This is a genomic window from Microbacterium suwonense, assembly GCF_030296555.1.
GTDB classification, from domain to species: domain Bacteria; phylum Actinomycetota; class Actinomycetes; order Actinomycetales; family Microbacteriaceae; genus Microbacterium; species Microbacterium suwonense.
The window spans coordinates 1,289,611-1,312,801 of the sequence record NZ_AP027728.1 but is presented as its reverse complement, the minus strand read 5'-3'; the positions used below and the strand labels follow the sequence as shown (position 1 = coordinate 1,312,801).

The 23,191-nt window shown below is 64.5% G+C and carries 21 protein-coding genes; 13 read left to right on the top strand and 8 right to left on the bottom strand.

Going from position 1 to position 23,191, the window contains the following annotated elements:
* The first annotated feature begins 44 nt into the window (after positions 1-44).
* From glf to QUE33_RS06635, 7 genes are all read left to right on the top strand, one after another.
* Positions 45-1,193 (top strand): UDP-galactopyranose mutase, encoded by a 1,149-nt coding sequence (gene glf / locus QUE33_RS06665; RefSeq protein ID WP_286302658.1) that lies wholly within the window; start codon positions 45-47, stop codon positions 1,191-1,193.
* Between the two features lie 7 nt (positions 1,194-1,200).
* On the top strand, positions 1,201-2,019 hold the full coding sequence (locus tag QUE33_RS06660) for an ABC transporter permease (RefSeq protein ID WP_286302656.1): 819 nt from the start codon (positions 1,201-1,203) through the stop codon (positions 2,017-2,019).
* Positions 2,019-2,756, top strand: a complete 738-nt coding sequence (locus QUE33_RS06655; RefSeq protein ID WP_286302655.1) for an ABC transporter ATP-binding protein — start codon at positions 2,019-2,021, stop codon at positions 2,754-2,756. Before QUE33_RS06660 ends, QUE33_RS06655 begins: the two co-directional genes overlap by 1 nt.
* 87 nt (positions 2,757-2,843) lie before the next feature.
* Positions 2,844-3,464 carry a glycosyltransferase family A protein gene (locus QUE33_RS06650; protein WP_286302654.1) on the top strand — a complete coding sequence of 207 codons (621 nt, stop codon included), beginning with the start codon at positions 2,844-2,846 and terminating at the stop codon, positions 3,462-3,464.
* A gap of 454 nt (positions 3,465-3,918) precedes the next feature.
* Positions 3,919-5,679, top strand: a complete 1,761-nt coding sequence (locus QUE33_RS06645) for a glycosyltransferase family 4 protein (protein ID WP_286302652.1) — start codon at positions 3,919-3,921, stop codon at positions 5,677-5,679.
* Between the two features lie 8 nt (positions 5,680-5,687).
* Positions 5,688-6,194, top strand: coding sequence for a hypothetical protein (locus QUE33_RS06640; protein ID WP_286302651.1), 507 nt, complete (start codon positions 5,688-5,690; stop codon positions 6,192-6,194).
* 6 nt (positions 6,195-6,200) lie between these two features.
* Complete coding sequence (locus QUE33_RS06635) at positions 6,201-7,586, top strand: S-layer homology domain-containing protein (protein WP_286302650.1); 1,386 nt, start codon at positions 6,201-6,203, stop codon at positions 7,584-7,586.
* Here QUE33_RS06635 and QUE33_RS06630 read toward each other — a convergent pair whose 3' ends face one another.
* From QUE33_RS06630 to QUE33_RS06610, 4 genes are all read right to left on the bottom strand, one after another.
* A complete protein-coding gene (locus QUE33_RS06630) occupies positions 7,587-8,546 on the bottom strand; it encodes a glycosyltransferase family 2 protein (RefSeq protein ID WP_286302649.1) in 960 nt (319 codons plus the stop codon).
* 80 nt (positions 8,547-8,626) lie between these two features.
* Positions 8,627-9,787, bottom strand: a complete 1,161-nt coding sequence (locus tag QUE33_RS06625; protein ID WP_350226529.1) for an S-layer homology domain-containing protein — start codon at positions 9,785-9,787, stop codon at positions 8,627-8,629.
* Between the two features lie 379 nt (positions 9,788-10,166).
* Positions 10,167-11,450: an O-antigen ligase family protein gene (locus QUE33_RS06615; protein WP_286302648.1), complete on the bottom strand. Its 1,284-nt coding sequence runs from the start codon at positions 11,448-11,450 to the stop codon at positions 10,167-10,169.
* 567 nt (positions 11,451-12,017) lie between these two features.
* Positions 12,018-13,256 carry an S-layer homology domain-containing protein gene (locus QUE33_RS06610; RefSeq protein WP_286302646.1) on the bottom strand — a complete coding sequence of 413 codons (1,239 nt, stop codon included), beginning with the start codon at positions 13,254-13,256 and terminating at the stop codon, positions 12,018-12,020.
* Between the two features lie 81 nt (positions 13,257-13,337).
* Here QUE33_RS06610 and QUE33_RS06605 point away from each other — a divergent pair, with 81 nt between their 5' ends.
* The 6 genes from QUE33_RS06605 to QUE33_RS06580 all read left to right on the top strand — a co-directional run bounded on the left by QUE33_RS06605 (position 13,338) and on the right by QUE33_RS06580 (position 19,628).
* Positions 13,338-13,463: a hypothetical protein gene (locus QUE33_RS06605; RefSeq protein ID WP_286302644.1), complete on the top strand. Its 126-nt coding sequence runs from the start codon at positions 13,338-13,340 to the stop codon at positions 13,461-13,463.
* A gap of 75 nt (positions 13,464-13,538) precedes the next feature.
* Entirely contained in the window at positions 13,539-13,778 is a 240-nt protein-coding gene (locus tag QUE33_RS06600; protein ID WP_286302642.1) for a hypothetical protein, read from the top strand.
* A gap of 194 nt (positions 13,779-13,972) precedes the next feature.
* On the top strand, positions 13,973-14,590 hold the full coding sequence (locus QUE33_RS06595) for an S-layer homology domain-containing protein (RefSeq protein WP_286302640.1): 618 nt from the start codon (positions 13,973-13,975) through the stop codon (positions 14,588-14,590).
* 816 nt (positions 14,591-15,406) lie between these two features.
* A complete protein-coding gene (locus tag QUE33_RS06590; RefSeq protein ID WP_286302638.1) occupies positions 15,407-15,763 on the top strand; it encodes a M23 family metallopeptidase in 357 nt (118 codons plus the stop codon).
* Positions 15,764-16,132: 369 nt separating this feature from the next.
* Entirely contained in the window at positions 16,133-18,952 is a 2,820-nt protein-coding gene (locus QUE33_RS06585) for an S-layer homology domain-containing protein (RefSeq protein WP_286302637.1), read from the top strand.
* 289 nt (positions 18,953-19,241) lie between these two features.
* Complete coding sequence (locus QUE33_RS06580; protein WP_286302635.1) at positions 19,242-19,628, top strand: hypothetical protein; 387 nt, start codon at positions 19,242-19,244, stop codon at positions 19,626-19,628.
* A gap of 63 nt (positions 19,629-19,691) precedes the next feature.
* On the opposite strand, the gene QUE33_RS06575 is transcribed toward QUE33_RS06580, so the two are convergent.
* The 4 genes from QUE33_RS06575 to QUE33_RS06560 are packed head-to-tail and all read right to left on the bottom strand — an operon-like array spanning position 19,692 to position 23,153.
* On the bottom strand, positions 19,692-20,294 hold the full coding sequence (locus QUE33_RS06575) for a hypothetical protein (protein ID WP_286302633.1): 603 nt from the start codon (positions 20,292-20,294) through the stop codon (positions 19,692-19,694).
* Positions 20,291-21,247, bottom strand: a complete 957-nt coding sequence (locus QUE33_RS06570) for a glycosyltransferase (protein WP_286302632.1) — start codon at positions 21,245-21,247, stop codon at positions 20,291-20,293. The genes QUE33_RS06575 and QUE33_RS06570 overlap by 4 nt, the downstream gene beginning before the upstream one ends.
* On the bottom strand, positions 21,244-21,543 hold the full coding sequence (locus QUE33_RS06565; protein ID WP_286302631.1) for a hypothetical protein: 300 nt from the start codon (positions 21,541-21,543) through the stop codon (positions 21,244-21,246). Before QUE33_RS06565 ends, QUE33_RS06570 begins: the two co-directional genes overlap by 4 nt.
* Positions 21,438-23,153, bottom strand: a complete 1,716-nt coding sequence (locus tag QUE33_RS06560; RefSeq protein ID WP_286302630.1) for a glycosyltransferase — start codon at positions 23,151-23,153, stop codon at positions 21,438-21,440. The genes QUE33_RS06565 and QUE33_RS06560 overlap by 106 nt, the downstream gene beginning before the upstream one ends.
* Positions 23,154-23,191 lie beyond the last annotated feature (38 nt).

The window sequence follows — 23,191 nt, the reverse complement described above, 5'->3', positions numbered from 1 at the left end:
CTCATCTCAACCTCTCGTCGCGCACCCAGAAAGCAGTTCGCAAAATGGATCTTCTCGTCGTCGGGTCGGGTTTCTTCGGCCTCACCATCGCCGAGCGCGCGGCAGCAGCCGGCCGCAAGGTGACCGTCATCGACCGTCGCGCGCACATCGGCGGCAACGCCTACAGCGAGGCGGATCCCGAGACCGGGATCGAGGTGCACCGCTACGGTGCGCATCTGTTCCACACGTCCAACCCGACGGTGTGGGAGTACGTGAACCGCTTCACGACGTTCACGAACTACGTGCACCGGGTGTACACGCACCACAAGGACGTCGTCTACCCGATGCCTGTGAACCTCGGCACGATCAATCAGTTCTTCCAGGCGGCCTATTCACCGAGCGAGGCGCGGGCGCTCATCAAGGAGCAGGCCGGCGAGTTCGACGTCAAGACCGCGCAGAACTTCGAGGAGAAGGGCATCGCCCTGGTCGGCAGACCTCTGTTCGAGGCGTTCTTCCGCGATTACACCGCCAAGCAGTGGCAGACCGACCCGCACAAGCTCTCCGGCGACATCGTCAGCCGTCTGCCCGTGCGCTACACCTACGACAACCGCTACTTCAACGACACCTGGGAGGGGCTGCCGACCGAGGGATACACCGCGTGGCTGGAGCGGATGGCCGACCACCCGAACATCGAGGTGAAGCTCGGCGTCGACTACTTCGACGAGACCCAGCCGCTGAACAAGAAGGCGACGGTGGGGCAGCTTCCGATCGTGTACACCGGCCCCGTCGACCGCTACTTCGACTACGCGGAAGGCGCGCTCAGCTGGCGCACACTCGATTTCGAGCAGGAGGTGCTGAACACGACGGACTTCCAGGGCACAAGCGTGATGAACTATCCCGACCTGGACGTGCCCTTCACCCGCATCCACGAGTTCAAGCACTTCCATCCCGAGCGCAAGGACATCTTCGCTCAGGAGAAGACCGTCATCATGCGGGAGTTCTCGCGATTCGCGAACCAGGAGGACGAGCCGTACTACCCGGTGAACACGCCCTCCGACCGCGACGGTCTGCTCGCGTACCGCGAACTCGCCAAGGGGGAGCAGGACGTGCACTTCGGAGGGCGCCTGGGCACCTACCAGTACCTCGACATGCACATGGCCATCGGCTCGGCCCTGTCGATGTGGCGCAACGACCTCGCAGGTCAGGACGACTGACGCGCAGATGAGCAGGACTTCAGTCGGCGCGCCCGGCACGCCAAAGCGCTACGCGCATTCGCTGTGGCTGCTGTCGGCGCGAGATCTGAAGGTGCGCTACTCCACGAGCATGCTCGGCTACCTGTGGTCGGTTCTCGACCCACTGGTGATGAGTGCTATCTACTGGTTCGTCTTCACCCGCGTGTTCCACCGCGATGTGGGCGAGGATCCCTACATCGTCTTCCTCATCAGCGGCCTGCTGCCCTGGGTGTGGTTCAACTCGTCGGTGTCGGACTTCACCAAAGCGTTCAAGCGCGACTCCCGGCTGGTGCGCTCCACCGCGATTCCGCGATCCATCTGGGTGACGCGCATCGTGCTGAGCAAAGGCATCGAGTTCCTCTTCTCGCTGCCGGTGCTCGCGATCTTCGTGATCATCAACCTGCTCGTGGAGACGGACCCAGGCCAGCACGCGCAGATCGGGTGGGGGATCCTGTGGCTGCCGGTGGCGGTGCTGCTGCAGACGATTCTGCTGGTGGGGCTGGGACTGCTCGTCGCGCCGCTGTGCGCGCTGTACGCCGACCTGGAGCGAACCACTGGCCTCATCCTGCGCGCGCTGTTCTACGCGACCCCGATCATCTACAACGTCTCGAACCTTCCTGGCGTGTTCGAGACGCTCGGCGCGTTCAACCCGCTGGCGGGGATCTTCACTCTGTACCGAATGGCGTTCTTCCCGGATCAGTGGCACACGCTGACCGTGGTGATCAGTGTCGTCATGAGCCTGCTCATCCTGGCGCTCGGCGTCTGGGTGTTCCGCGCACTCGAGCGACCTGTACTGAAGGAGCTGTGATGTCGACCGCCATCGAGGTGAAGGACCTGGGGGTGCACTTCCGCCGCAACCGGCGTGGGCGTCGTAGCTTCAAGGATCTGTTCGCCGGGGCCTCCCGTCGGTCGCGGCCGGGAGAGTTCTGGGCGCTTCGCGGCGTGAGCTTCTCGGTGGAGTCTGGCGAGTCCATCGGCGTGGTGGGCCGCAACGGACAGGGTAAATCGACACTGCTCCGACTGGTCGCAGGTGTGCTGCTCGCCGATGAGGGCGAGGTCGAGGTGCACGGCGGTGTGGCGCCCCTCATCGAGCTGACCGGCGGATTCGTCGGCGACCTCACGGTGCGCGAGAACGTCAAGATGACCGCGGGCCTGCACGGCATGTCGCGCGCGGAGGTCGCAGCCCGCTACGAGGACATGATCGCCTTCGCGGAGCTGGACGGCTTCGAGGACACGCCTTACAAACACCTCTCGAACGGCATGAAGGTGCGGCTCGCGTTCTCCGTGGTCTCTCAACTGGACGAACCCATCCTCCTCGTCGACGAGGTGCTCGCTGTCGGCGACAAGGCCTTCCGGGAAAAGTGCTACAAGCGGATCGACGAGCTTCTGGCAGAAGGGCGCACGCTGTTCTTCGTCAGCCACAACGAGCGCGACCTGCGTCGCTTCTGCAAGCGAGGCCTCTATCTCGACAAGGGCGGACTCGTGCTGGATGCGCCGATCAATGACGTTCTCGACCGGTACAACGCCGACTACACCACGCGCTGATCGGCCAGTGCTCGAGTGAGGGCAGCCCAGGTGGCGAGATCTTCTAGAACACGTGCCCGACGGCGTCGCAGGATAGAGTGAGGAACCGTGCCTCTCGAGCCTGATGTCGCCATCGTCCTGACTGTTCACCATGAGGGTCGTACCCTGATCCCAACGGTTCGTGCACTCGACCGGGCGATCGCCTCCGCGGCACCGCTGTCGGTGGAAGTCGTCATCGTATGCGACCGTATCGACGAGGCGACCCGGCGCACACTCGCGCGACTGGGCACGGATTATGCACTCGCGAACGCGGCTGCCATCGCGATGCTGGAAGTCGACAATGGTGACCTCAGCGCCTCCCGGAACGATGGCATCTCGGCGACTCGTGCCCCGGTGATCGGCGTGCTGGACGCGGACAACCTTCCTTCTGAGAACTGGATCTCGCGGGCATTCGATGCACTCGCGCACACGTCCGAGCCGGCAATCGTTCATCCTGAGCTCGTCGTCACGTTTGGTTCCAAGCGAGAGACCTGGCGTCTTATCGGCACCGACGATCCGGCCTTCCAGCCGGGATGGCTAGCTTGGTTCAACCCTGGGATGCCTTTGCCATGGCCCACAGAAGCGTGTTCGAGCGGTTCCCCTACCGTCCGTCGTCGCCGGGTGGTGGCTTCGGTCCGGAGGACTGGGCATGGAACTGCGACACCGTGGCGGCAGGTATCCTTCACGTGATCGCGACGGGCACCACACTGTTCTACCGGGTCACCGATCATGGCCTTGCGGCAGCACATCACGCCAGCCTGCTCCCTCAGAACGACCTTCTGCGTGATCGTGACATCGCGCGGGCTGCACTTGAGCGGATTCACCCGCCAGCTGAGGAAGCGCGGGGTGGGGCGTCGCTGCGACAGCGAAGCCGACTCGTGGATCGTGGCTGGCGTGCGGCAGCCTACCTCTCGCGTCCGCTCCGATCTCGGCTTCGACGGACTGCAAGCCAGCCGATCCGCGACGAACTCCTGGATCGCCGATCCGAATGGGCGGAAGTGCACGAGCTTCAGCCAGCGCTGCCGTATCCGAGCGCCGAGGTACTGCGCACGTACGGTTCTTGGGGGAGGAATGGGATCGGATATTTCTCCCGGAGCAGCGGGCTTACTGGGCGGGCATCGCGGCGCTTCCGTCCGATGTCGATGTGCTCGTGATCGCCCCTTGGCTTCGCACGGGTGGCGCTGATCTGCTGACGATGCAGTACATCGCCGCCGTGCGCCGAACTCGACCGGAATCGGTCATCGGACTCGTGACGACGGAACCTGAGCCTTCGACACGGCTGGACGAGCTCGAGGGCGTCACGGTCTTCCACCTCGGAGAGTTCGCGCTGCTCCCGCAGTTCGGCGTGCGCATCCTCGGTACACTCATCGCCCAGTTGCGTCCCCCGACCGTGCATGTCGTCAACTCCACGCTCGGATTCGATGTCCTAGATAGGTACGGACGCGCTCTCGCGCAGCACTCGAACCTGTTCGCCTCCACTTTCGTCATCGACCGTCTTCCGGATGGCACGGCATGGTCGTTCCTGCACCACCGGGGGCGCGACTTCTATGACTCGATCTCTGCCGTACTGACGGACAACGAGCGGCTTGTGGATCACATGGCGACGGCGGAAGGGGCGCCGGCGAACGCGTTCGTCGTGCATCATGCGGTCGTCGATGAGCGATTCCACCCGTCGGAGCGGACGACGATCGATCAGGACCACCCGCTGCGGGTGGTCTGGGCGGGCAGATTCGATCGGCAGAAGCGGCTCGACCGTCTGGCCGACATCGCGGAATCCATGCAAGGTCGGCCCGTCGAGTTCCATGCCTACGGGGATGCTGTCATCGGGGACGACCCGACCCTGCACGACACCATGAGAAGGCTGGACGCTGCCGGCGTCGTCCGTCATCCCGCGTATTCGGATGGATTCGGGGAAGTCGTCGGAAACGGCGCGGATGTTCTGCTGCTGACGTCCGACCGTGAAGGTCTTCCGAATGTTCTGCTGGAAGCGATGTCGAGCGGGCTGTCCGTCGTCGCGCCCGATGTAGGCGACATCGCGCGGGCCGTCACTTCGGACACGGGATACCTCATCGCGGATGCCGGCGACATCAACGCGTACGTGGATGCACTTGACGAGATCATCACGGGCCGCTCTGGCGCCCTGCGACGGATCTCCGCCGCGCGAGAACTGGTCGTGCGCGAATACTCGGCGGATCAGCTGGATCGGACGCTCGAATCCCTCCGCGGCTACCTGCCTCGCCCCGGCGGCGGCCCCAGTATCGGCTACCGCTGGTTCACGGATGAGGCAACGGCGGATCTGCTTACCTCGAAGGCTGCACTGACCCTCGTCTACACCGGGTCCAACGGTCATTCGAACTTCGGTGACATCCTGCAGAACAAGAACGTGCTGCACTACTGGAACCAGCGGCGCGATCGGATTCCCGTGCTGTTCCTGCCCTCATTCGCTGCGGCATCGCCCGAACGCATCGCTTCTCTTCGCCGCTGGTTCAACTGCCCGCACATCGTGTTCTTCGCTCCAGGGCGAGAGGAGCGCCCGGACGGTCTTACCGAGATCGTCCCGCCGTCTGTGAACGCACCGGTTCACGTCGTCGGCGGGGGCTATCTGAACGCGATGTGGGGGAAGCGCACTTCGCGGCCATCGACGCGATCGCGACAGCGTGCGGCGCATCTCAGGTCTTCTTCACCGGTTTGCAGGTCGATGAGCGTGCGCTTGCCGGATTCAAGACGTTGGCCGCGCGCCACACGATCCCGTTCATCGGACTGCGCGACCGCTCATCGCTCCTGCTCGTTCGCGAGCGCCTCGACATCCCCGCCATCGACACGTTCGATGATCTCACCGAGGTGCTCGAGGACTGGACGACCCCGCCCGAGGTGCCTGGAGGCCGAGCGGTCGGGCCGCGCGTAGCCATCCACATGAACACATCCGACTACGCCGGTGGAGCGGACGCCCTTGCCGTCTGGAGGGATGCCCTCGCAGGCGTCGCAGCTCTGCGACCGGCGGAAGTGATCCTGCTGCATGCGTATGACGACTCCCGTCCGGAGGTGCGCGACACGCTGGGGACAGTCGAGGCACTGGCCGAGCACTTCCCGTTCGCGACGGTGACCCTGATCGACACCGCGCGCGTGGCGCTCGACTGCGAAATCGGTGCCGGGCTGCCCGCAGCTCTGCGGACCCTGCAGGGCGTGGACTTCGGCCTCTCGTCCTCGTATCACACGGCATTGATGATGACGTTCCTGGGTGTCCCCGCGTACCTGATGGGGGCCAACGCCTACTTCGGGCAGAAGGCGAAGCTGTTCGACCTGCCTCCGTTGGAGGAATTCCTGCAGGATCCCAGTCGGTTCGCACTGGACATCACCGATCACCTGGCGACGAGGCGGTCGTGGATCGCCCGCCTCGACGCGATGAAGTTCGAAGGATAGGAAACCATGTCTCGATCGAAGAAGATCGTTCTCCGGGTGCTCGCGTGCCTGATCGCGGTGCTGGTCATGACCGTGCCGAGTCTGACGGCTCAGGCAGCGGATCTCTCGCGTTTCAAGCCTGGCAACATCATTGCGGATGACGTCTTCTTCGACGCCGGCACGATGACGTCCGCGCAGATCGACACCTTCCTGCGTGGGAAGGTGTCGAGTTGCCAGGCAGGCTATGTCTGCCTGAAGGACTATCGGCAGACCACGCCCGATCGACCCGCAGACGAGTTCTGCAAGGGATACAAGGGCGTGTCGAACGAGCCGGCGGCCACCATCATCCACAAGGTGGCGCAGTCGTGCGGGATCAACCCGCAGGTGCTGATCGTGATGCTGCAGAAGGAGCAGGGCCTTGTCACGCACACGTACCCGGACACAAAGCGGTACAACGCGGCGATGGGATTTAACTGCCCGGACAACGCGGTGTGCGACCCTGCCTATAGGGGCTTCTTCCTTCAGGTGTACGGCGCCGCCCGGCAGATGCAGCGTTATGTGAAGGTGGATTACTTCTCCTGGTACGATCCCGGCCACACCTGGAACATCTTGTATCGAGAAGAGAAAACGGGGTGTGGAGCTGCCCCCGTGTACGTCGAGAACGTCGCGACGTCGGCCCTGTACTACTACACCCCGTATCAGCCCAACGCAGCTTCCCTCGCCGCTGGCTACGGCGAAGGCGATAACTGTTCCAGCTACGGTAACCGGAACTTCTTCGCATACTTCTGGGACTGGTTCGGGAATCCCCAAGGACTTCCCGTGACCGGATTCGTGGATGTCGGCGGCAACCCGAGCGCCGGAAACTACAGTGAGTTCGCGGTGGAGATCGCGTGGATGGCGCAGTCGGGTATCTCGACGGGGTATGACGTTGCCGGTGGGAAGAAGGAGTACCGGCCGTTCGGGACGGTGACGAGGGATGCGATGGCGGCGTTCCTGTATCGGGCGGCGGGGTCGCCGGCATTCAACGCTCCGGCGAAGTCGCCGTTCACGGATGTGACACCGTCCAGCCCGTTCTACAAGGAGATCACCTGGCTCGCCTCGACAGGCGTCACCACCGGATGGGAGCTGCCCGGGGGCAAGAAGGAGTATCGTCCGTTCTCGAACATCACCCGGGATGCGATGGCCGCGTTCCTGTACCGGTTCGCGGACTCACCGTCCTTCACCGCACCAGCCAGATCCGCGTTCATCGACGTGGCCACGAAGCAGTCGTTCTACAAGGAGATCGCCTGGCTGGCCAGCACCGGTGTCTCCGGCGGATGGACCACCGGCAAGGGCAAGGAGTTCCGCCCCTACAACGCCATCACCCGCGACGCCATGGCCGCATTCCTCTACCGATACGACCACCTCAACTGATCAGCCGCGTCGCCGGAGCAGCCGGCCGATATTGCGGCGGACCGTGGCACCGAGGGAGTGATAGCGGATTGCCTCGATGAGAGCCGATTGCATCCGTTGCTCCGCGGCGGTGATCTCGGCACGGTGTGCCTCGATCGCGTCGCGCACCTTCTCATAGGTGTGGCGTTCGCTCGCCGCGATGCGCTCATCGATGAACTTGCTGAGGTACAGCAGGCCGCCGATGCCGTGCTCTTCCGCGTAGGAGCGCAGCGCGCGATCCCGTATCAGCCGATCGAACTGCCCGTGAAGGTCGCGTGCTCCGTGCACGCTGTTGGAGAGGTCGCCGGTCGACTCCGGTCGCTGATGCCAGAAAGCACGCACGGGCTGAGGAAGGTAGCCGATGTGACCGTGCAGCGCGAGGCGGAGATGGAACTCCCAATCTCCGACGACGGAGAGGCTGTCGTCGAACCCGCCCAGCTCGGTCAGCACCGCGCGTCGGGTCAAGAGCGAGATCGGCACCAGCCGGTTGACGACGATCAAGTCGAAGGCAGTGATGAGATCGTGCGGCGGTCGGAACTCCCGCCGTTCGAGTTCGACGATCCTGTCGTCTTCCAGGCGTTCGATGACAATCTCGGTGGCAGCCGCAACTGCCACGTCAGAGGGGCGCTCGTCGAGCCACCGTACGGCCGCGCTGAGGAAATCCGGCGCCCAGGTGTCGTCGTCGTCATGAATGGCGATGTAGTCGCCGGTGGTCTCGGCGACGCCATGGTTGGACGCCGACTCCATTCCCAAGGACTCCGCATGGTGAATCGTGCGGGCGCGACTGCGAAGCGAGGGAAGTCCGGCAATGAGCAAGTCCACCGCGGCGGGATCACCGCCGTCGTTCACGACGACCAGTTCCCAATCCTCATGATCCTGCGCGATCACGTCCTTCAGTGCCCGAGCGAGCAGTCGTGGACGGTCCTTGGTACGAATGATCACGCTGACTCGTGGTGGGGGTGGCATCGACAACAGTGTCTCCTCGATCCGGGTCTCTCACACCCTAGCGGTAGGGGTCGCGCTTATACGGCGCGCCAGCGAAGTCGGCTATCACTCGAGCTCGTCGTGCATCGCATCAGCACGCCCGTCTTGGAGCGCCCGTACCAGCCGGCATTTTCCTTCTTACAGAATGCGCCAGGGCTGACATAGCCCGAGATGTACGTTCCCGTTGGCTCCACGGGCGGTGTCGGCTTCATGGGTGGTGCTGGCGGTGAGCACGTTCCCTCCGCTACGGGTGTGGTCCCGCCAACAGTAGCCCGGTACATGAACGCGGCCATCGCGTCGCGTTTCACGTTCCCGAATGGCTCATAGTTGCGACACCCATATCCGATGTCTGAGCCGGTGGAGATGCCGCGGGCTGCGAGCCAGCGAATCTCCGTGTAGAACGACGAAGTCGAGCGGAGGTCCGAGAACGGAGAGGATCCCGAGGGCGTGTACGCGGGCGACCCCGCGTATCGGTACAGGAACGCGGCCATGGCGTCTCGCGTGATGAAGTTCCACGGCCGGAACTCCTGCCCTCCTGACACGGGCCAGCCCGTGGTGATCCCCTGTGTGGCGAGCCACGAGATCTCCTTGTAGAACTGATAATTCGTGGGCACGTCGAGGAAAGGGGAAGACGTCGGGATTGTGAAGTCCGGTGATCCCGCGAGACGGTACATGAACGCTGCCATTGCATCACGGGTGACCGGCGCATATGGGCGGAACGTCCCATCAGCCCAGCCGGTGCTGATTCCGCGATCGGCGAGCCACATGATCTCGTCTCGGAAAGACATGCCGGCCGACACGTCGGTGAACGTGGTCGGTGTCACAGGGTGCACAGCCATTGCCTCGACGACGGTAGGGAGGGTGATGGATGCGGCCCCGCACTCACCAGACAGAATGGCCTGGATGGCCGCGAGCTCCATCGGGTCCACCGTGAGCGTCCAGCGGTACTTGACCAGAGCCCAGCTCGTCACGTATTCGCAAGTGAATGCGCTGTTGGTGGGCAGCCATTTCGCCGGGTCCTTGTCGCTCTTCGACTGATTGGACACCGAGGATGCGGCGGTGAGTGCGTATGGCACATCAAGGTCGTTCGCGAACGCCTTCCGTCGGGCATCGGTCCACTCGGATGCTCCCGATCGCCACGCTTCGGCGAGCGGGATGACGTGGTCTATCTCGATATCGGCAGGGGAGTACGCGATCAAGCCGTCATATGGGGACACCCACGTTCCGCCTGTGAGGGTGCATCGTCCGCTGACTGTGACGGGCGACGTTGACTCGTCGATCAAGACCTCGTAGCGGGTGTTGCAACCGTCCCCGTCGAGATCGATCCAGTGTTCGAACCGCCCACGATCATAGGGCGCCGATGCTGACTCCGGGGCCACGGAAAGCAGCGAGGAAGTTCGGCTGCTGCCAGAGGCCCAGCCGGGGGCCCAGAGTCGGCAGCCGCGGTCGTTGGGGCGGCCGTGAACGGCACCAGGACCAGAGCGCTGATGACGCCGATGTGGAAGAGAGCGCGCACAGGGCTCCTCAAGGAAACGAGCGGCCACGGAGGACAGCTGGCTGAATGGGTAGGTAAGCGTGTCAGTTCGCGTTCGAGGAGCGAACGTATTCGAGAGTCGCTCGGACGTCGGGGTCGTTCGGAGCGAGGGCACTGGCGCGCTCCAATGAGACTAGCGCAGCTTGGGGTGCTCCATTGAGGAACTGCAGACCACCCAGACGGTGGAAGATCTGCGGGTCCGTCGGAGCAAGTTCAGCAGCACGCTCGAGTGCAGTGATCCCGTACTGCAATCGTCCGGAGAACTGCGCGATCACTGCCTCCGCCTTCAGCGCGCGCGCCGAAGCAGGCAGGCGGGTCGTGGCCTCCAATGCCCACGACGCGGCCGTGGGGACCGCCTGCGCGGTGCCCGCATGCTCCGCAGTTGCGGCGAGGGACTCGCTCACCATGAGAGGAAGATCCGCGTCCCAGAACCGGAGTACCGACGCAGCCCGGAACTCCCGTTCAGCGATGGCCGTCTCGCCGTCGGACAGGGCAGCCATCCCGTCGCTGAGGCGATGATCCGCAGCCACGGACATTGCGAGGAGGACCACCCACAGTCCCAGGAGCGACACAGTGATGATGCGTGTCCAGCGCTGTCGGTGCTCCTCTGCGGGTGGCGCTGACAGCGTCGCGCCGGCGATCAAACAGAGCGGGATCATGGTGCCCGGAGACGTGAAATGCACGCAAAGCGCGACGCCTGCACCGAGCAGTGCCAGGAGGCCGGCGATTCCGAATGGACCGCCCACTCCTTGTCTTCTAAGGTGTCTTGCGGCAAGCGCTGCGAACGCCAGCACGGCGAGCATACCCAGCAATCCACCTGCCGTGGCGATCTGCAGAATCACGCTGTGCGGAGATTCGATCCAGCCGCCGATGCCGATTGTGGCGAACCACGAGTCGCCGAGGAACGCGGTGATCGCGTCCGCATAGCCGTTCGCTCCGACGCCTGCGACCGGGTGGCCACCGATCAAGGACGTCGTCGTGGACCAGAGCTCGAGCCGGTTAGCTGCACTGCCCGCCGACTTCTCGCTGCTCCCGGCCAAACGGCTCAGCGTGAAGGGCGAAACGAGCAGCAGTACGAGCCCGGCAACCGCGGCAGCGCCGACAGCCGCCCACCAGCGTGCCGTGCGTTCGCGGCGGAAGACGCCGACCCCGATAAGGGTGACGATGACCGCTGCTCCACCCAGCATCGCTCCGCGAGAAGCGGAGGTCACGACGACCACGATGGCGGAGAGCAGCCCGATCAAAGGGGTGATCCGATGGAGTCTCGGTGCCGCTGCCATGGCGTCCGCGAACGCGGGCAGGAAGAGACCCAGCCCGATGACACCCATGATTCCAAGGTCAGAGGCATTGCCGAGAAGCGAGCCGGGGCGCAGGAGGTCCGAAGAGATCGGTCTCAGTCCGAACGACTCCAAGACGGAGATGAAGGCGGTCAAAGCGAGAGCGGCCGCGAACAGAGTGAGGAACCTCTGACCTGAGCGCTGCGTCTGTACGGCGGATCTGCTCCCGCCCAGCAGGCGTGCCCCGACAGCGACGGCAAGCGCATACAGCCCCAGGCTGATGACACCTTCATAGCGTGGCCAGCGCCCCAGCAGTTGAGCCAGGGGAGCGCCGGAGCTCAGAGTTGCGATCAGGAGGACGCCTGTTGCGCCGACAAGCCACCAATACCACCACCGAGGCAACCTGCCCGATGCCGGAGTGCACAGGGCCAGAAGCGCACCGGTGACGAATACGAGTTCTTTTGAGAACACCCAGCGGTCCATCCCGAAGGGGTCAAAGACAAACGCGCTCAGACAGACGAAGGCGAGGGCCAATGCGACACGGGCGGTCGGGCGACGCGGAGGGGCGGTGGATGCTGTTGCACCCACCGCCCTCTTGTCTCGGGTCTTTGTCACTGATCAGTTGAGGTGGTCATATCGGTAGAGGAATGCGGCCATGGCGTCGCGGGTGATGGCGTTGTAGGGGCGGAACTCCTTGCCCTTGCCGGTGGTCCATCCGCCGGAGACACCGGTGCTGGACAGCCAGGCGATCTCCTTGTAGAACGACTGCTTCGTGGCCACGTCGATGAACGCGGATCTGGCTGGTGCGGTGAAGGACGGTGAGTCCGCGAACCGGTACAGGAACGCGGCCATCGCATCCCGGGTGATGTTCGAGAACGGACGATACTCCTTCTTGCCCCCGGGCAGCTCCCATCCGGTGGTGACGCCTGTCGAGGCGAGCCAGGTGATCTCCTTGTAGAACGGGCTGGACGGTGTCACATCCGTGAACGGCGACTTCGCCGGAGCGTTGAATGCCGGCGACCCCGCCGCCCGATACAGGAACGCCGCCATCGCATCCCTCGTCACCGTCCCGAACGGCCGGTACTCCTTCTTCCCACCGGCAACGTCATACCCCGTCGAGATACCCGACTGCGCCATCCACGCGATCTCCACCGCGAACTCACTGAACTTGGCAGACCCCGGCGAGCCACTCACATCCGAGAAGGACACCGCCTGCGCTGGCGAGGCTCCGAGAGAGATGAGCGTGCTGGTGAGCCGGTATCCGCCGGTCTTCGTTCCCGTCCAGAGGGAATAGTCGCCAGCCAGACCGGGCGGGAGGACGAGCGTGGCGCTGCTGGCGCCGGCGGCATTGGTCGTGAGGGAGCCGAGTACGATCGGCTCCTCCGCGGAGTGCAGGGCGACGATCACGCTGGCATTCGCGTCGTCTCCGGTCAGCTGAATCTGCACCGCGCGGCCGGATGGCGCACTGCTTTTTTCGACCACGGATGCGGTGAGGGTGACGTCGCTTTCCGAGATGTCGTCCTGGTCCATCCAGGAGATGAGCACGTACCGACTGGTCGCTCCGGCGGCGACGAGGACGAGTTCGTCGCCGGTCCAGTCTGGCGGCACCAGGGCCGTTCCGCTGATCCCTCCCGCGCCATCCGCGGTGACCACCGTCGGTGGTGCGGGCAGATGGGCGGTGAACGTCGCGTCGTCCGGCATGACGAACGAGACGCGTACGGTCTCCCCAGGTCGGAACCCCATGGCGTTGAACGGGGAGCGCTGACCCGCGACAACGTTGCTGATCGTCCACTGGTGCGGCGTCGCGTACAGTGAGGGTGGGGTTGACGACGAGATGGTGAGGGGAAGATCTGCCACCGTCTTGTCTCTCCTGCCGTCGGAGTGGTGGCAGGTGAAGTGGAGCAGGCCGCGCGTGGATGACTCACCGCTCGTCAGCGGATGAATGAGGAAGCCGGTTTGCTCGCCGAGCGCGTCTTCACCAAACCCCCAGCGCTCTGCGGAAGCGATCACGGTTCCGGCCTTGTCGGCGAAAGAGACGCGCACTTCGGCGTCGTCGGCTTCTGATTCGCTGGGGCAGGCGCGACTCTCCCACCGCTCCCATTCTCCATCTCCGGCCCAGGGAGCCAGGACATACACTCGGTGTCCCATCAGCCCTCCAGGTTCGACGCGGAATCCAGCTGGGCCGACGTAGCCGTCGTCGCCTGCGTACAGGGCGTCCTCTGGACCGAGCACGCTCTGTTGGATGAAGAGCCCGCCATCTGGCCAGAGGTCGGACAGCGGAGCATCCTCGACCGCGACAGCCGGCTGCGCGATTCCTGCTATGGCGAGTCCGACCGAAAGCGCGCCGAAGACAAGGTTGCTCAGAACGCGTCGTTCTGAGCGCGGCATCCCACCGGTCCTCTCGTTGCCGATTGCCATCGCATTTCACCCCAGAATGATCGGGCCTCGTCGTCGGGGCCATTCAGGACTGAAGATAGTGGCGCGCCGCGGCGGTCGGCAACATGCGATCTCCGGGGCCTCTGAGATCGGGCATGATGTCGGAAGAGACCGGAGCACGGAAGGATCGGGGAAGAATGCGTAAGCGCGTCATCACGGGTGCGTTCGCGATCGTTGCCGCGATGATGGTGTGGACGGGCTCTGCGGCGAACGCCGCGGCTTCGTTCGCGGATGTCTCTGCGGATCGCGCATCGCCCGCGTACAGCGAGTTCGCCGCCGAGATCTCGTGGCTGGCTGGCGAGGGGATCTCGACCGGATGGGATTCGGGCGATGGGGTGCGTCGGTTCCGCCCCTGGCAGCCGATCACCCGGGATGCGATGGCTGCGTTCCTCTATCGCTACGCGGGATCGCCGGAAGTCGATGAGCTGGCCGCGGTCCCGTTCTCTGACGTGCCGGACGACTCGGAGTTCACTCACGAGATCGCCTGGCTCGCATCGACCGGCATCTCCACCGGATGGGAGATGGGCGACGGAAGTCGTCAGTTCCGACCCTGGGATCCGATCACGAGGGATGCGATGGCCGCATTCCTCTATCGATACGCGGGTTCGCCGCACGTCGGCACCGACTCGGGGTTCGTCGACGTCACGGCTCGTACCCCGTTCGCTACGGAGATCGGCTGGCTTCATCGGCTGGGTGTCACCGCGGGATACGATCTGCCCGGGGGCTCATGGAGTTTCATCCGTGGTCTTTCGTGACCCGAGACGCCATGGCCGCGTTCCTCTATCGGTACGCGCGCGGCGGGATGCCACAATTCAGCGGGACGCCCACACCCACGATCACAGGTGAAGCCGCCGTCGGGAAGGCGCTCAAGGCCGCCGCCGGCACCTGGTCCCCGGCACCGAGCACGATCGAGTATCAGTGGCTGCGCCGTGGCACGGCCATCCCCGGTGCGACGACGGCGGAGTACCGACCGCAGGTCGCAGACGCCGGGGCGCCGATCACGGTCCGGGTCACCGCGAGCAGGGACGGATATCTTCGTGCCGTGCGTCAGAGTGCACCCCTCACCGTCTCCCTACGCCTCGGATCGTCCATCTCCGCAGGTGAGTCGATGCCCGCTGGTGCGAGCCTGCACTCCGCGGACGGGCGCTTCTCGTTCACAGTCGAGCCCGGGGGGATCTGGTCGTCGCAAGCGGGCAAGAGCCCATCTGGAGATCGCACACCGGAGGGAACGCCGGTGCCGCGCTCCGGCTGTCTTCCACAGGCATCCTCTCGCTGCTTCGAACCGATGGATCGCTCGCCTGGTCGAGCACGCCGGGCACCGGCCTGTCGCCCCGCCTGCTGCTCCGGGACGATGGCGACCTGGTCGTGGTCGCAACTTCCGGAGTCACCCTGTGGTCCGCCTCGGATCAGGGCAGCGTCGTGTTCGGTCTGCCATTCGAGAAGGGCCAGCGGTGGCAGGCGGGCGCGGCGCACGGCGGGGCGAACGACGCGTGGAATGCCCTCGACTTCGGGCCGAGGCCGGGCACCGGCGCCTCGACCCGCGTTGTCTCGATCGCAGCGGGCACGGTGCGGTGGAACTCCTGCGGCGCCAACGGGTACCTGGTTATCGACCACGGGGAGGATGGACCTCCGGCTACTACCACCTGATCAACCAGCAGACCCAGCTGATCGGCCACCGGGTCGAGGCCGGCACCTACCTCGGCGATGTGGGGCGCACGCTTCCCTGCGGCGGCGGAGCGAACTTCGACCATGTGCACCTGACGATCACCTACCGTGGCCAACCGGTGCACATGAACGGATTCATGATCGGCGGCTACATCGCTTACAGCTCCGGGCAGCTCTACAACGGGTACTGGAGCGACGCCGATGGACGTCGTCTTCTCACGGCGCCTGGCGGGGCGAGATGCTGCCTGACGAGTCAGTTCTGAGCGGCCCTGCGGATGTAGTCGTCGCTTGGATGTTTCACGTGCTCCAGAGGAGCGCGGCAGATTTCTGAAACAGAAATATTCGCGCTTCCCTTCTCAAACGGGTTTCCGCTACGTTGACTGCTTAGAGGCCTCCACAGGGGACGGGCCGGATTTCTGCTGGGAGGCAGCGTGTTGGGGATTAATAGTCGTGCGCGCGGATTGGTCGCACGTTCAGGGGGAGTCGTAACTACGCTCCTCCTCGCCGCCGCATTTCTGACCACCGGAGTTTCCCAGCCTGCCACGGCAGCAGTCGGCGGGACGATTTCGGGAAAAGTCACGCTTCCTGCCGGCGAGTCGGCGACGTCCCTACAGGGTGTGTACGTCTACGCCGTGAACGACGAAACAGGAAGCAGCGTATCGGTCGATCCGGTGACAGGCATGTACAGCATCGAGGATCTGCCCGCGGGCGACTACCGCGTCCAATTCGCTACACAGAGCTATTGGGATGAGGCGACGTCAGAGTACGTGACTCCCAACCTGGTCTCGGAGTACTACAACGACACCATCGACTACAGTGCCTCGTCTGTGGTCACCGTGACGGCTGGGAGCACTAGATCGGGGATCAATGCGACGCTCGCGAAGGGAGCCAGGATCACCGGCAAGATCACCCTTCCCGCCGGCGAGCCCGCCGCGTCGCTGAAGGGGGTGACCGTGTCTGCTGACGGACCATCGTTCGCACATGGAATCGTGGATGCTTCGACAGGAAACTACGAGATCGTCGGACTTGCGGCGGGCGAGTACCGCGTCACGTTCACGACGACGAGCTACTGGGACGAGAGTGCGTCTACAGACGTCGCTGCGCCCAACCTCGTCACTCAGTACTACAACGGCACGGCGGACTGGAACGCAGCCGACCTCGTAGCCGTTTCCGCCGGCGGCATGAAGTCGGGAATCAATGCCCAGCTCGTCAAGGGCGCGAAGATCAGCGGCAAGGTGACGTTGCCGTCGGGAGAGCCCATCACGTCTCTGAGAAGCATCCGCGTCACGGCTGAGAGCACCAGCAACGATACATACGTTCAGCCGGTAGGTGTGGATCCGGTGTCGGGAGCGTATACGCTCACCGGACTCGGTGCTGGCGACTATCGAATTCGATTCTCCGCTGAATCGTACTGGGACGACGCCGGTGAGAAGCCTGCTCCGAATCTCGTCCCGGAGTACTACAACGACGTGACTGATGCGTCAACAGCCGTGCCGATCTCAGTCACGGAAGGTGCCGCTCGGACCGGTATCAACGCCACCCTCGCGAGAGGGGCCAGCCTCAGTGGCAAGGTCTCTCTTCCGTCCGGCGAGCCTGCGACATCGCTGCGAAACATCACCGTCATCGCCGATGGGCCGATCCACGCGACCGCACAGCCAGATCCTTCCACCGGTGCGTATACCATCACGGGTCTCGCCGCCGGTGACTACACGGTTCGCTTCGCGGTCGGCTCGTTCTGGGACGGGACGGCAATGATCCCCGAACCTAACCTGATCAGCGAATACTTCGACAACACGACCGACTTCGCCAAGGCTGCGAACATCAAGTTGGTCGCAGGCGGCTCGCGCACAGGGATCAGCGCGACCCTCGAGAAGGGAGGGATCATCAGCGGCAAGGTCTCTCTTCCCGCCGGCGAACCTGCCTCGTCGTACCGCGGCGTCTCCGTGACCGCATGGAACGAGTTCGACTCAGCCTACGCGGCAGTCGATCCAGCAACCGGAAATTACAGCCTGTCCGGGTTGTCTTCCGGCGCCTACACTGTTGCCTTCTCAGCAGCGCAGTATTTCGACGAGGTGAGCCAGACGTATATCGAAGCTCCCAACCTGGTGAGCGAGTTCTACGACGACGAGCTTGATTGGGCCAGCGCGAAGAAGGTCGCGGTTTCCGTCGGTGGCACTGTTGCGGGCATCAACGCGTCGCTGGCCAAAGGTGCGACACTGAGCGGAACGATCACGGCCCCGACGGGGTATGAGAACATCTGGCTCTCACTCCGCTCGGCCAGCTCGTTGCAATACGCCGGCGCAGACGCCTCTCTGGACGAGAACAACAAGTACACGGTCAAGCGGCTTGCGCCCGGTGACTACTATGTCGTCGTTGGATCTGCCAGCAGCGACACTGCGGGCGAACAATACGCGCAAAGAAGTGGAACGAGTTCGTACAAGGTGACCGCTCCCGTCGGCGGTGCGACCGGCGTCAACCTCACGACCAAGAAGCTCGACGCGAAGATCGAAGGGACAGCGACCGCGTCGGGATTCAGCAGCAATGCCACTCAAGGCAGCTACCTCGCAGACGTGATCGCTTATCAGAAGCTCGACACTGGATGGGTGCCATCCCCGAGCCGGAACGCAGCGATCCAGAAGAACGGGTCGACGGCGTATTCGATCCCGGGCCTCGCAGCAGGAACGTACACCGTGGGATTCGAGAAGTCCCAGACGCCCTACTCCGCCGCAAGCTCGGTGAAGGAGCAGTGGTGGAAGAACCGTGCGACGTTGGCCACAGCCGATGCGATCACGTTGGCCGGGACGAAGACAGGTGTCGACGGTACCGTCTCACCGACCGGAAGCCAGCCACCGACCCCGTCGACGGGATTCACGGATGTCAGCAGCACGCCAGGTTCCGCGTCGTACAGCGCATTCGCGACAGAGATCACCTGGATGTCTGGGCAGGGAATCTCCACGGGGTATGACATCGGAAACGGTAAGAAGGAATACCGTCCTTTCGGCACCGTAACGCGAGACGCGATGGCAGCGTTTCTCTATCGAGCCGCCGGATCGCCGACATTTGCGGCGCCCGCAAAGTCACCGTTCACCGATGTGAGTCCGTCGAGCTCTTTCTACAAGGAGATCACCTGGCTCGCTAATACAGGTATCACGACCGGGTGGGATGTCGGAGGCGGAAAGAAGGAGTTCCGCCCGTTCGCGAACATCACACGCGATGCCATGGCCGCCTTCCTCTACCGCTACGCAGGGCAGCCGGCTTTCACTGCTCCCGCGAAGACGCCGTTCGCGGATGTTCCTGTGAGCAACGGCTTCTACAAGGAGATCACCTGGCTTGCTTCAACGGGAATCTCGACCGGATGGGACGTCAGCGGAAAGAAGGAGTTCCGCCCGTACAATGCGATCACGCGCGATGCCATGGCCGCGTTCCTGTTCCGCTACGCGCACTTGGAGTGATGTGATGCACAGGGACGAGAAAAGCCGTTCCGAGCGGGCGGAGGCACGCGCGCTTCCGAAACTGCGGTGGCCAGTCGCTGCCGCTGCAGCCGGAGGTGTCGCGGTACTCGCTGTCGTGATCGCCCTCGTTTGGACGGCCGGGGCCACAGCATCCTTTGAGCCGGACTCCGCGGGACGCGACACCGTGGCCAGCTCTGCGAAGACGGACGAGACGCTCGAAGGGTCAAGCGAAGCCCCCGACGGGCAGCCGAGTGTGGATGCACCCGCCGGACAGTCGAGCGCGCACTCGATGCGCGACAACGAATCGTCGCACGATGACGCGGAAACGCCCGGGAGTGCCCGTCGTGAAGCGCTGACTCAGTTCCAACACGTCGCCGAGCCCTACGTCCGCAGCCTGAAAGCCGACGTTGAGAGTGTGCGGTCGGCGGTAGAGGAGAATGGTCCGGTACCGCCAGCGGTGGCGGCTCTGCGAGAACGCGGTGTTTCGTTACGTGCCGTCACGCCGCCGAGCGACCGTGCCGCGGTCTGGCACGCCATGCTGGATGAATTGGACCGCTGGATCGCGCTCGCCGAGACCGGAGCCAGCGCGCACGACCCCATGCGGTTGCAGGCGGCGTTGTCGAACATCGAACGGAACTTGTCAGAACTCGAATCTGTGACTGGGCCGTCGTCGTGAGCGACTGATCGCTCGGGCGACGCCTCGGTCGTGCGGCCAACCGCCGGCGCAGGTGACCCAGGCTCAGATTCCCACCAGATCGCGCAGATGCTGAGCCGCGGAGCGGGCAGCCTCGACCGAGGTGCCTGAGCCGGACGACACGGCCTGGCGGAGGTCGGTCAGACGATCGCCGTAGTCCGATACGCCCGAGCGCCAGTCGGCTGAGATCGAAGACGGCGCTGACGCCTCCGCGAGGCGCTGAGCATCGCCCCGCAGGTTGTCGATGACCGATAGCGCGTCCTGACCGCTGGAGTCCGAGACGATGTCGAGTCCGGTGAGTGCGTCGTCGAGCCATCCGCCGACCTGTCCGCGGAACGCTTCGATGCTCGGGTCGGGCGCCGGCGGCGGGGTGTCGATCGGAGTGGGGCTCGCCTCGGGGGAGCTGCTGACCGTCGCTGTCGGCGTCGGCGCAGCGGTCGCCGTGGCCGGCGGGGAGGAGCTCGGCGTGGCACTTGAGGTCGGAGTCGGCTGCGCGAGAGGCGCACCTGGACGCAGGAACAGCCAGAACACGACCGCGGCGATAGCCACCGCCACCACGGCGAGGACGACGATCAGCCACACGCGTCCGCGCTTGGGCTTGTCTTCGGAGTGGGCCCAGACGTATTCGGGCTGCGGCTCGCTCATCATGCCTCCAATGCCGGCATCGGCTGCCAGCTGCGGTCGCGTCCGATCCTGCCGCCATCGCGCAGGCCACGGAACAGGTTGCTGGTGCCGCGCACGGTGCGCTCGACGAAGACCAGCCGGATCAGCTCTTTGAAGAAGGTCGCGGTCGTGCCGAGCCCGAACAGCGCCGGGCTGTAAGCATCGTGCACGCGGTAGTACTGCTTGATGAAGGCCCGGTTGCGCATGATGTAGTAGCGGTAGGCGTTGCTTGAGGCGTTCATGTGCCTGATGCCCATGTCCCACTGCCGGATCTCACGCGTGCGTCGCAACACGAACTCGTCGACGATCACAGCCGTCGTCAGGCGCGACGCCAGCCAGCCGTACATCTGGTCATCCCAGTAGATGAAGAACCTGGGGTCGGGCAGGCCGATCTGCTGCACGATCGAGCGGTGGATGAACATGCCCTCGAAGCATCCGCTGTTCATCTCCTTGAAACCCGACGCGTCGAACTTCGACGGTGCGAACGGGATGGGAATGCCCATGCGGTCGGCGATGCGGTACTGCCAGTAGAACTCGCTGCCGTCGTAGTCGTACCGTCGGCCCTGGATGCTCTTGAACCGATGAGACCAGCGGCCCATTCGGGCGAGGCCGTCGGGGAGCACCTCGACATCATCGTCCATCATCCAGATCCACTCCGCGCCCAACTCGTATGCGGTGCGCATGCCCTCGCTGAACCCACCGGATCCGCCGGTGTTGGTCTGCAGCCGACGGTAGACGAGCTCGGCGCCGAATCCCTCGCGGAAGGAATCGACGACGGCGGTGGTGTCGTCCGAGGAGGCGTTGTCGATGATGACGACCCGGCCCGGCTGGGGATCCATCGTGCGGATGCTGGTGAGCAGCCCGCTCAGCAGATGAGAGCGGTTGAAGGTGACGACCACGATCGCTGCGGATGCCGGGTCGAATGCGGCGGCGGTCATGCCTGCTCCTCGAAGGTCTGCTGCCAGGAGGCGTCCGAAACGAGTTCGGGAAGTGCCTTGCGGTACTGCTGCTGCAGTCTGGCCCAGTTCCGACGCAGCCGTCGGTGCAGCAGGAACGACTCACGCAGCATCCGGCGATACTGTGCACGGTCGCGCGTGTAGATGTTCTTCCCTGAGCCGTCGGCGGAACTCACCAGGGCACTGTCGAAGCGCGGAACTCTCCACCACAGTGCGTCGCCCTTGCCGAACTCGACCTCAGGGCGCTCGACGTTCGCCGGATCAGGGTGCGCAGCCAATGGGAAACCAGCGTGCGAAGCGTGAACAGCCGCAGGCGAGCTCCGGTAGGACTGTCGAGCTCATGGGCCCGCAGCGGAGGAAACACCTGCCGTCCTCGCCGTGAGTGCAGCACACGGCTCGGATCGCGGTGCACGACGGTCTCCGGAAAGTCTGCCGCCAACGCTCGTGCGCCCGGCATCGCCGTCGCCAGGTTCTGCCGCATGTGTTCCGGCCCGGACAGCACGTCGCGCAGCGCCTTCGCGCGCAGTGCCACCGGATAGTACTGCATCATCATCAGGTGCTTGAGGTCCACGCGCAGGCTGTGGGTGAGCAGTCGGCCACCCTGCGGGGCGTTCGAGTGCAGCAGGCCCGCCACGATGCGATTGCGGGCATGGAAGTACGCCTGCCAGTCGATCGTGTCGTCCTTGTTCACCCAGGAGACGTGCCACAGTGCCACGCCGGGCAAGGACACCGTCGGGTACCCCGCCTCGCCGGCCCGCAGGCAGAACTCGGCATCGTCCCACTTGATGAACGCGGGCAGCGACAGGCCCACCTCGCGGATCGTCTCGAGCGGGATCAGGCACATCCACCAGCCGTTGTAATCGGCATCCATGCGCATGTGCAGCAGCGGCGACTGCCGCAGATTCGCGACGCCGAAGTCGTGCGGCATCTTCTCCTGGTACAGGTTCCGCCACATGAAGGGGTGTTCGTCGACGACCTCCGCCCAGCCGTGCAGCTTGGGGCGGTCGAGCAGATCGAACATGTGGCCGCCGACCAGCACCGGCGTCGTCGCGTAGCGGGCGAAGACGATCGAGCGGCGCAGGGACTCCGGCTCCAGACGCACATCGTCGTCCAGCAGCTGAACGAAGTCGCTCTCCGGGCGCTGCAGCGTCTCGTGCATGGCACGTGCGAAACCACCCGATCCGCCGAGGTTCGCCTGCCGGATCACCTGCAGGGTGTCGCCGAGCGAGACGGCGACCTCGTCATAGCCGGACTGCTCCGCGACCAGCTGCGTGCCCTGATCGATCAGGAAGATCCGATCCACGAACTCCAGAGCATCCGGAGATTCGGCGAGGGCGCGCAGCGTGTCGACACAGTAGTCGGGCTTGTTGTAGGTGGTGATGCCCAGCGAGGCCTTGCCTTGTCGTGCGGGCTCCTGCTCGGTGGTCCATTCGGCCCCCTCGAGCACCGCATTCTTCTCGTCGGCGACGACGTCGAACCAGATCCATCCGCCGTCGCTGTATTCGGTCAGCGCCAGATCGAATGAGGTCGAGGCGTCGCCGGTGACTTCGCGCGTGTCGATGCGCTGCCGCACTCCGCTGCCGTTCGAGCGATAGACGAGAACCGTCGCCGGCCCGCTGGTGCGCACCGTGAGGCGCACTTCGCGGACGCTCGTCCAGTGCTGCCAGTACGAGGCGGGAAACGCATTGAAGTAGGTGCCGAGCGAGACGCGGCGGCCGGAGACGATGCGGGCGCGGTGACGGCCGAGGATGTTTCCCAGATGGGCGCGGTTGGAGACGCGCACCGGCTCCTCGTCGATGACGGACCAGGTCTCAGGGTCGGCGTACAGCGGGAGCAGATCGGGGTCTCGGTCGAGTGGGAAGACGACGTTCTGCAGCACGTGGGTCACGGGTCAAAAGCCTACCGGTCATCTCCTTGGGAACGCTG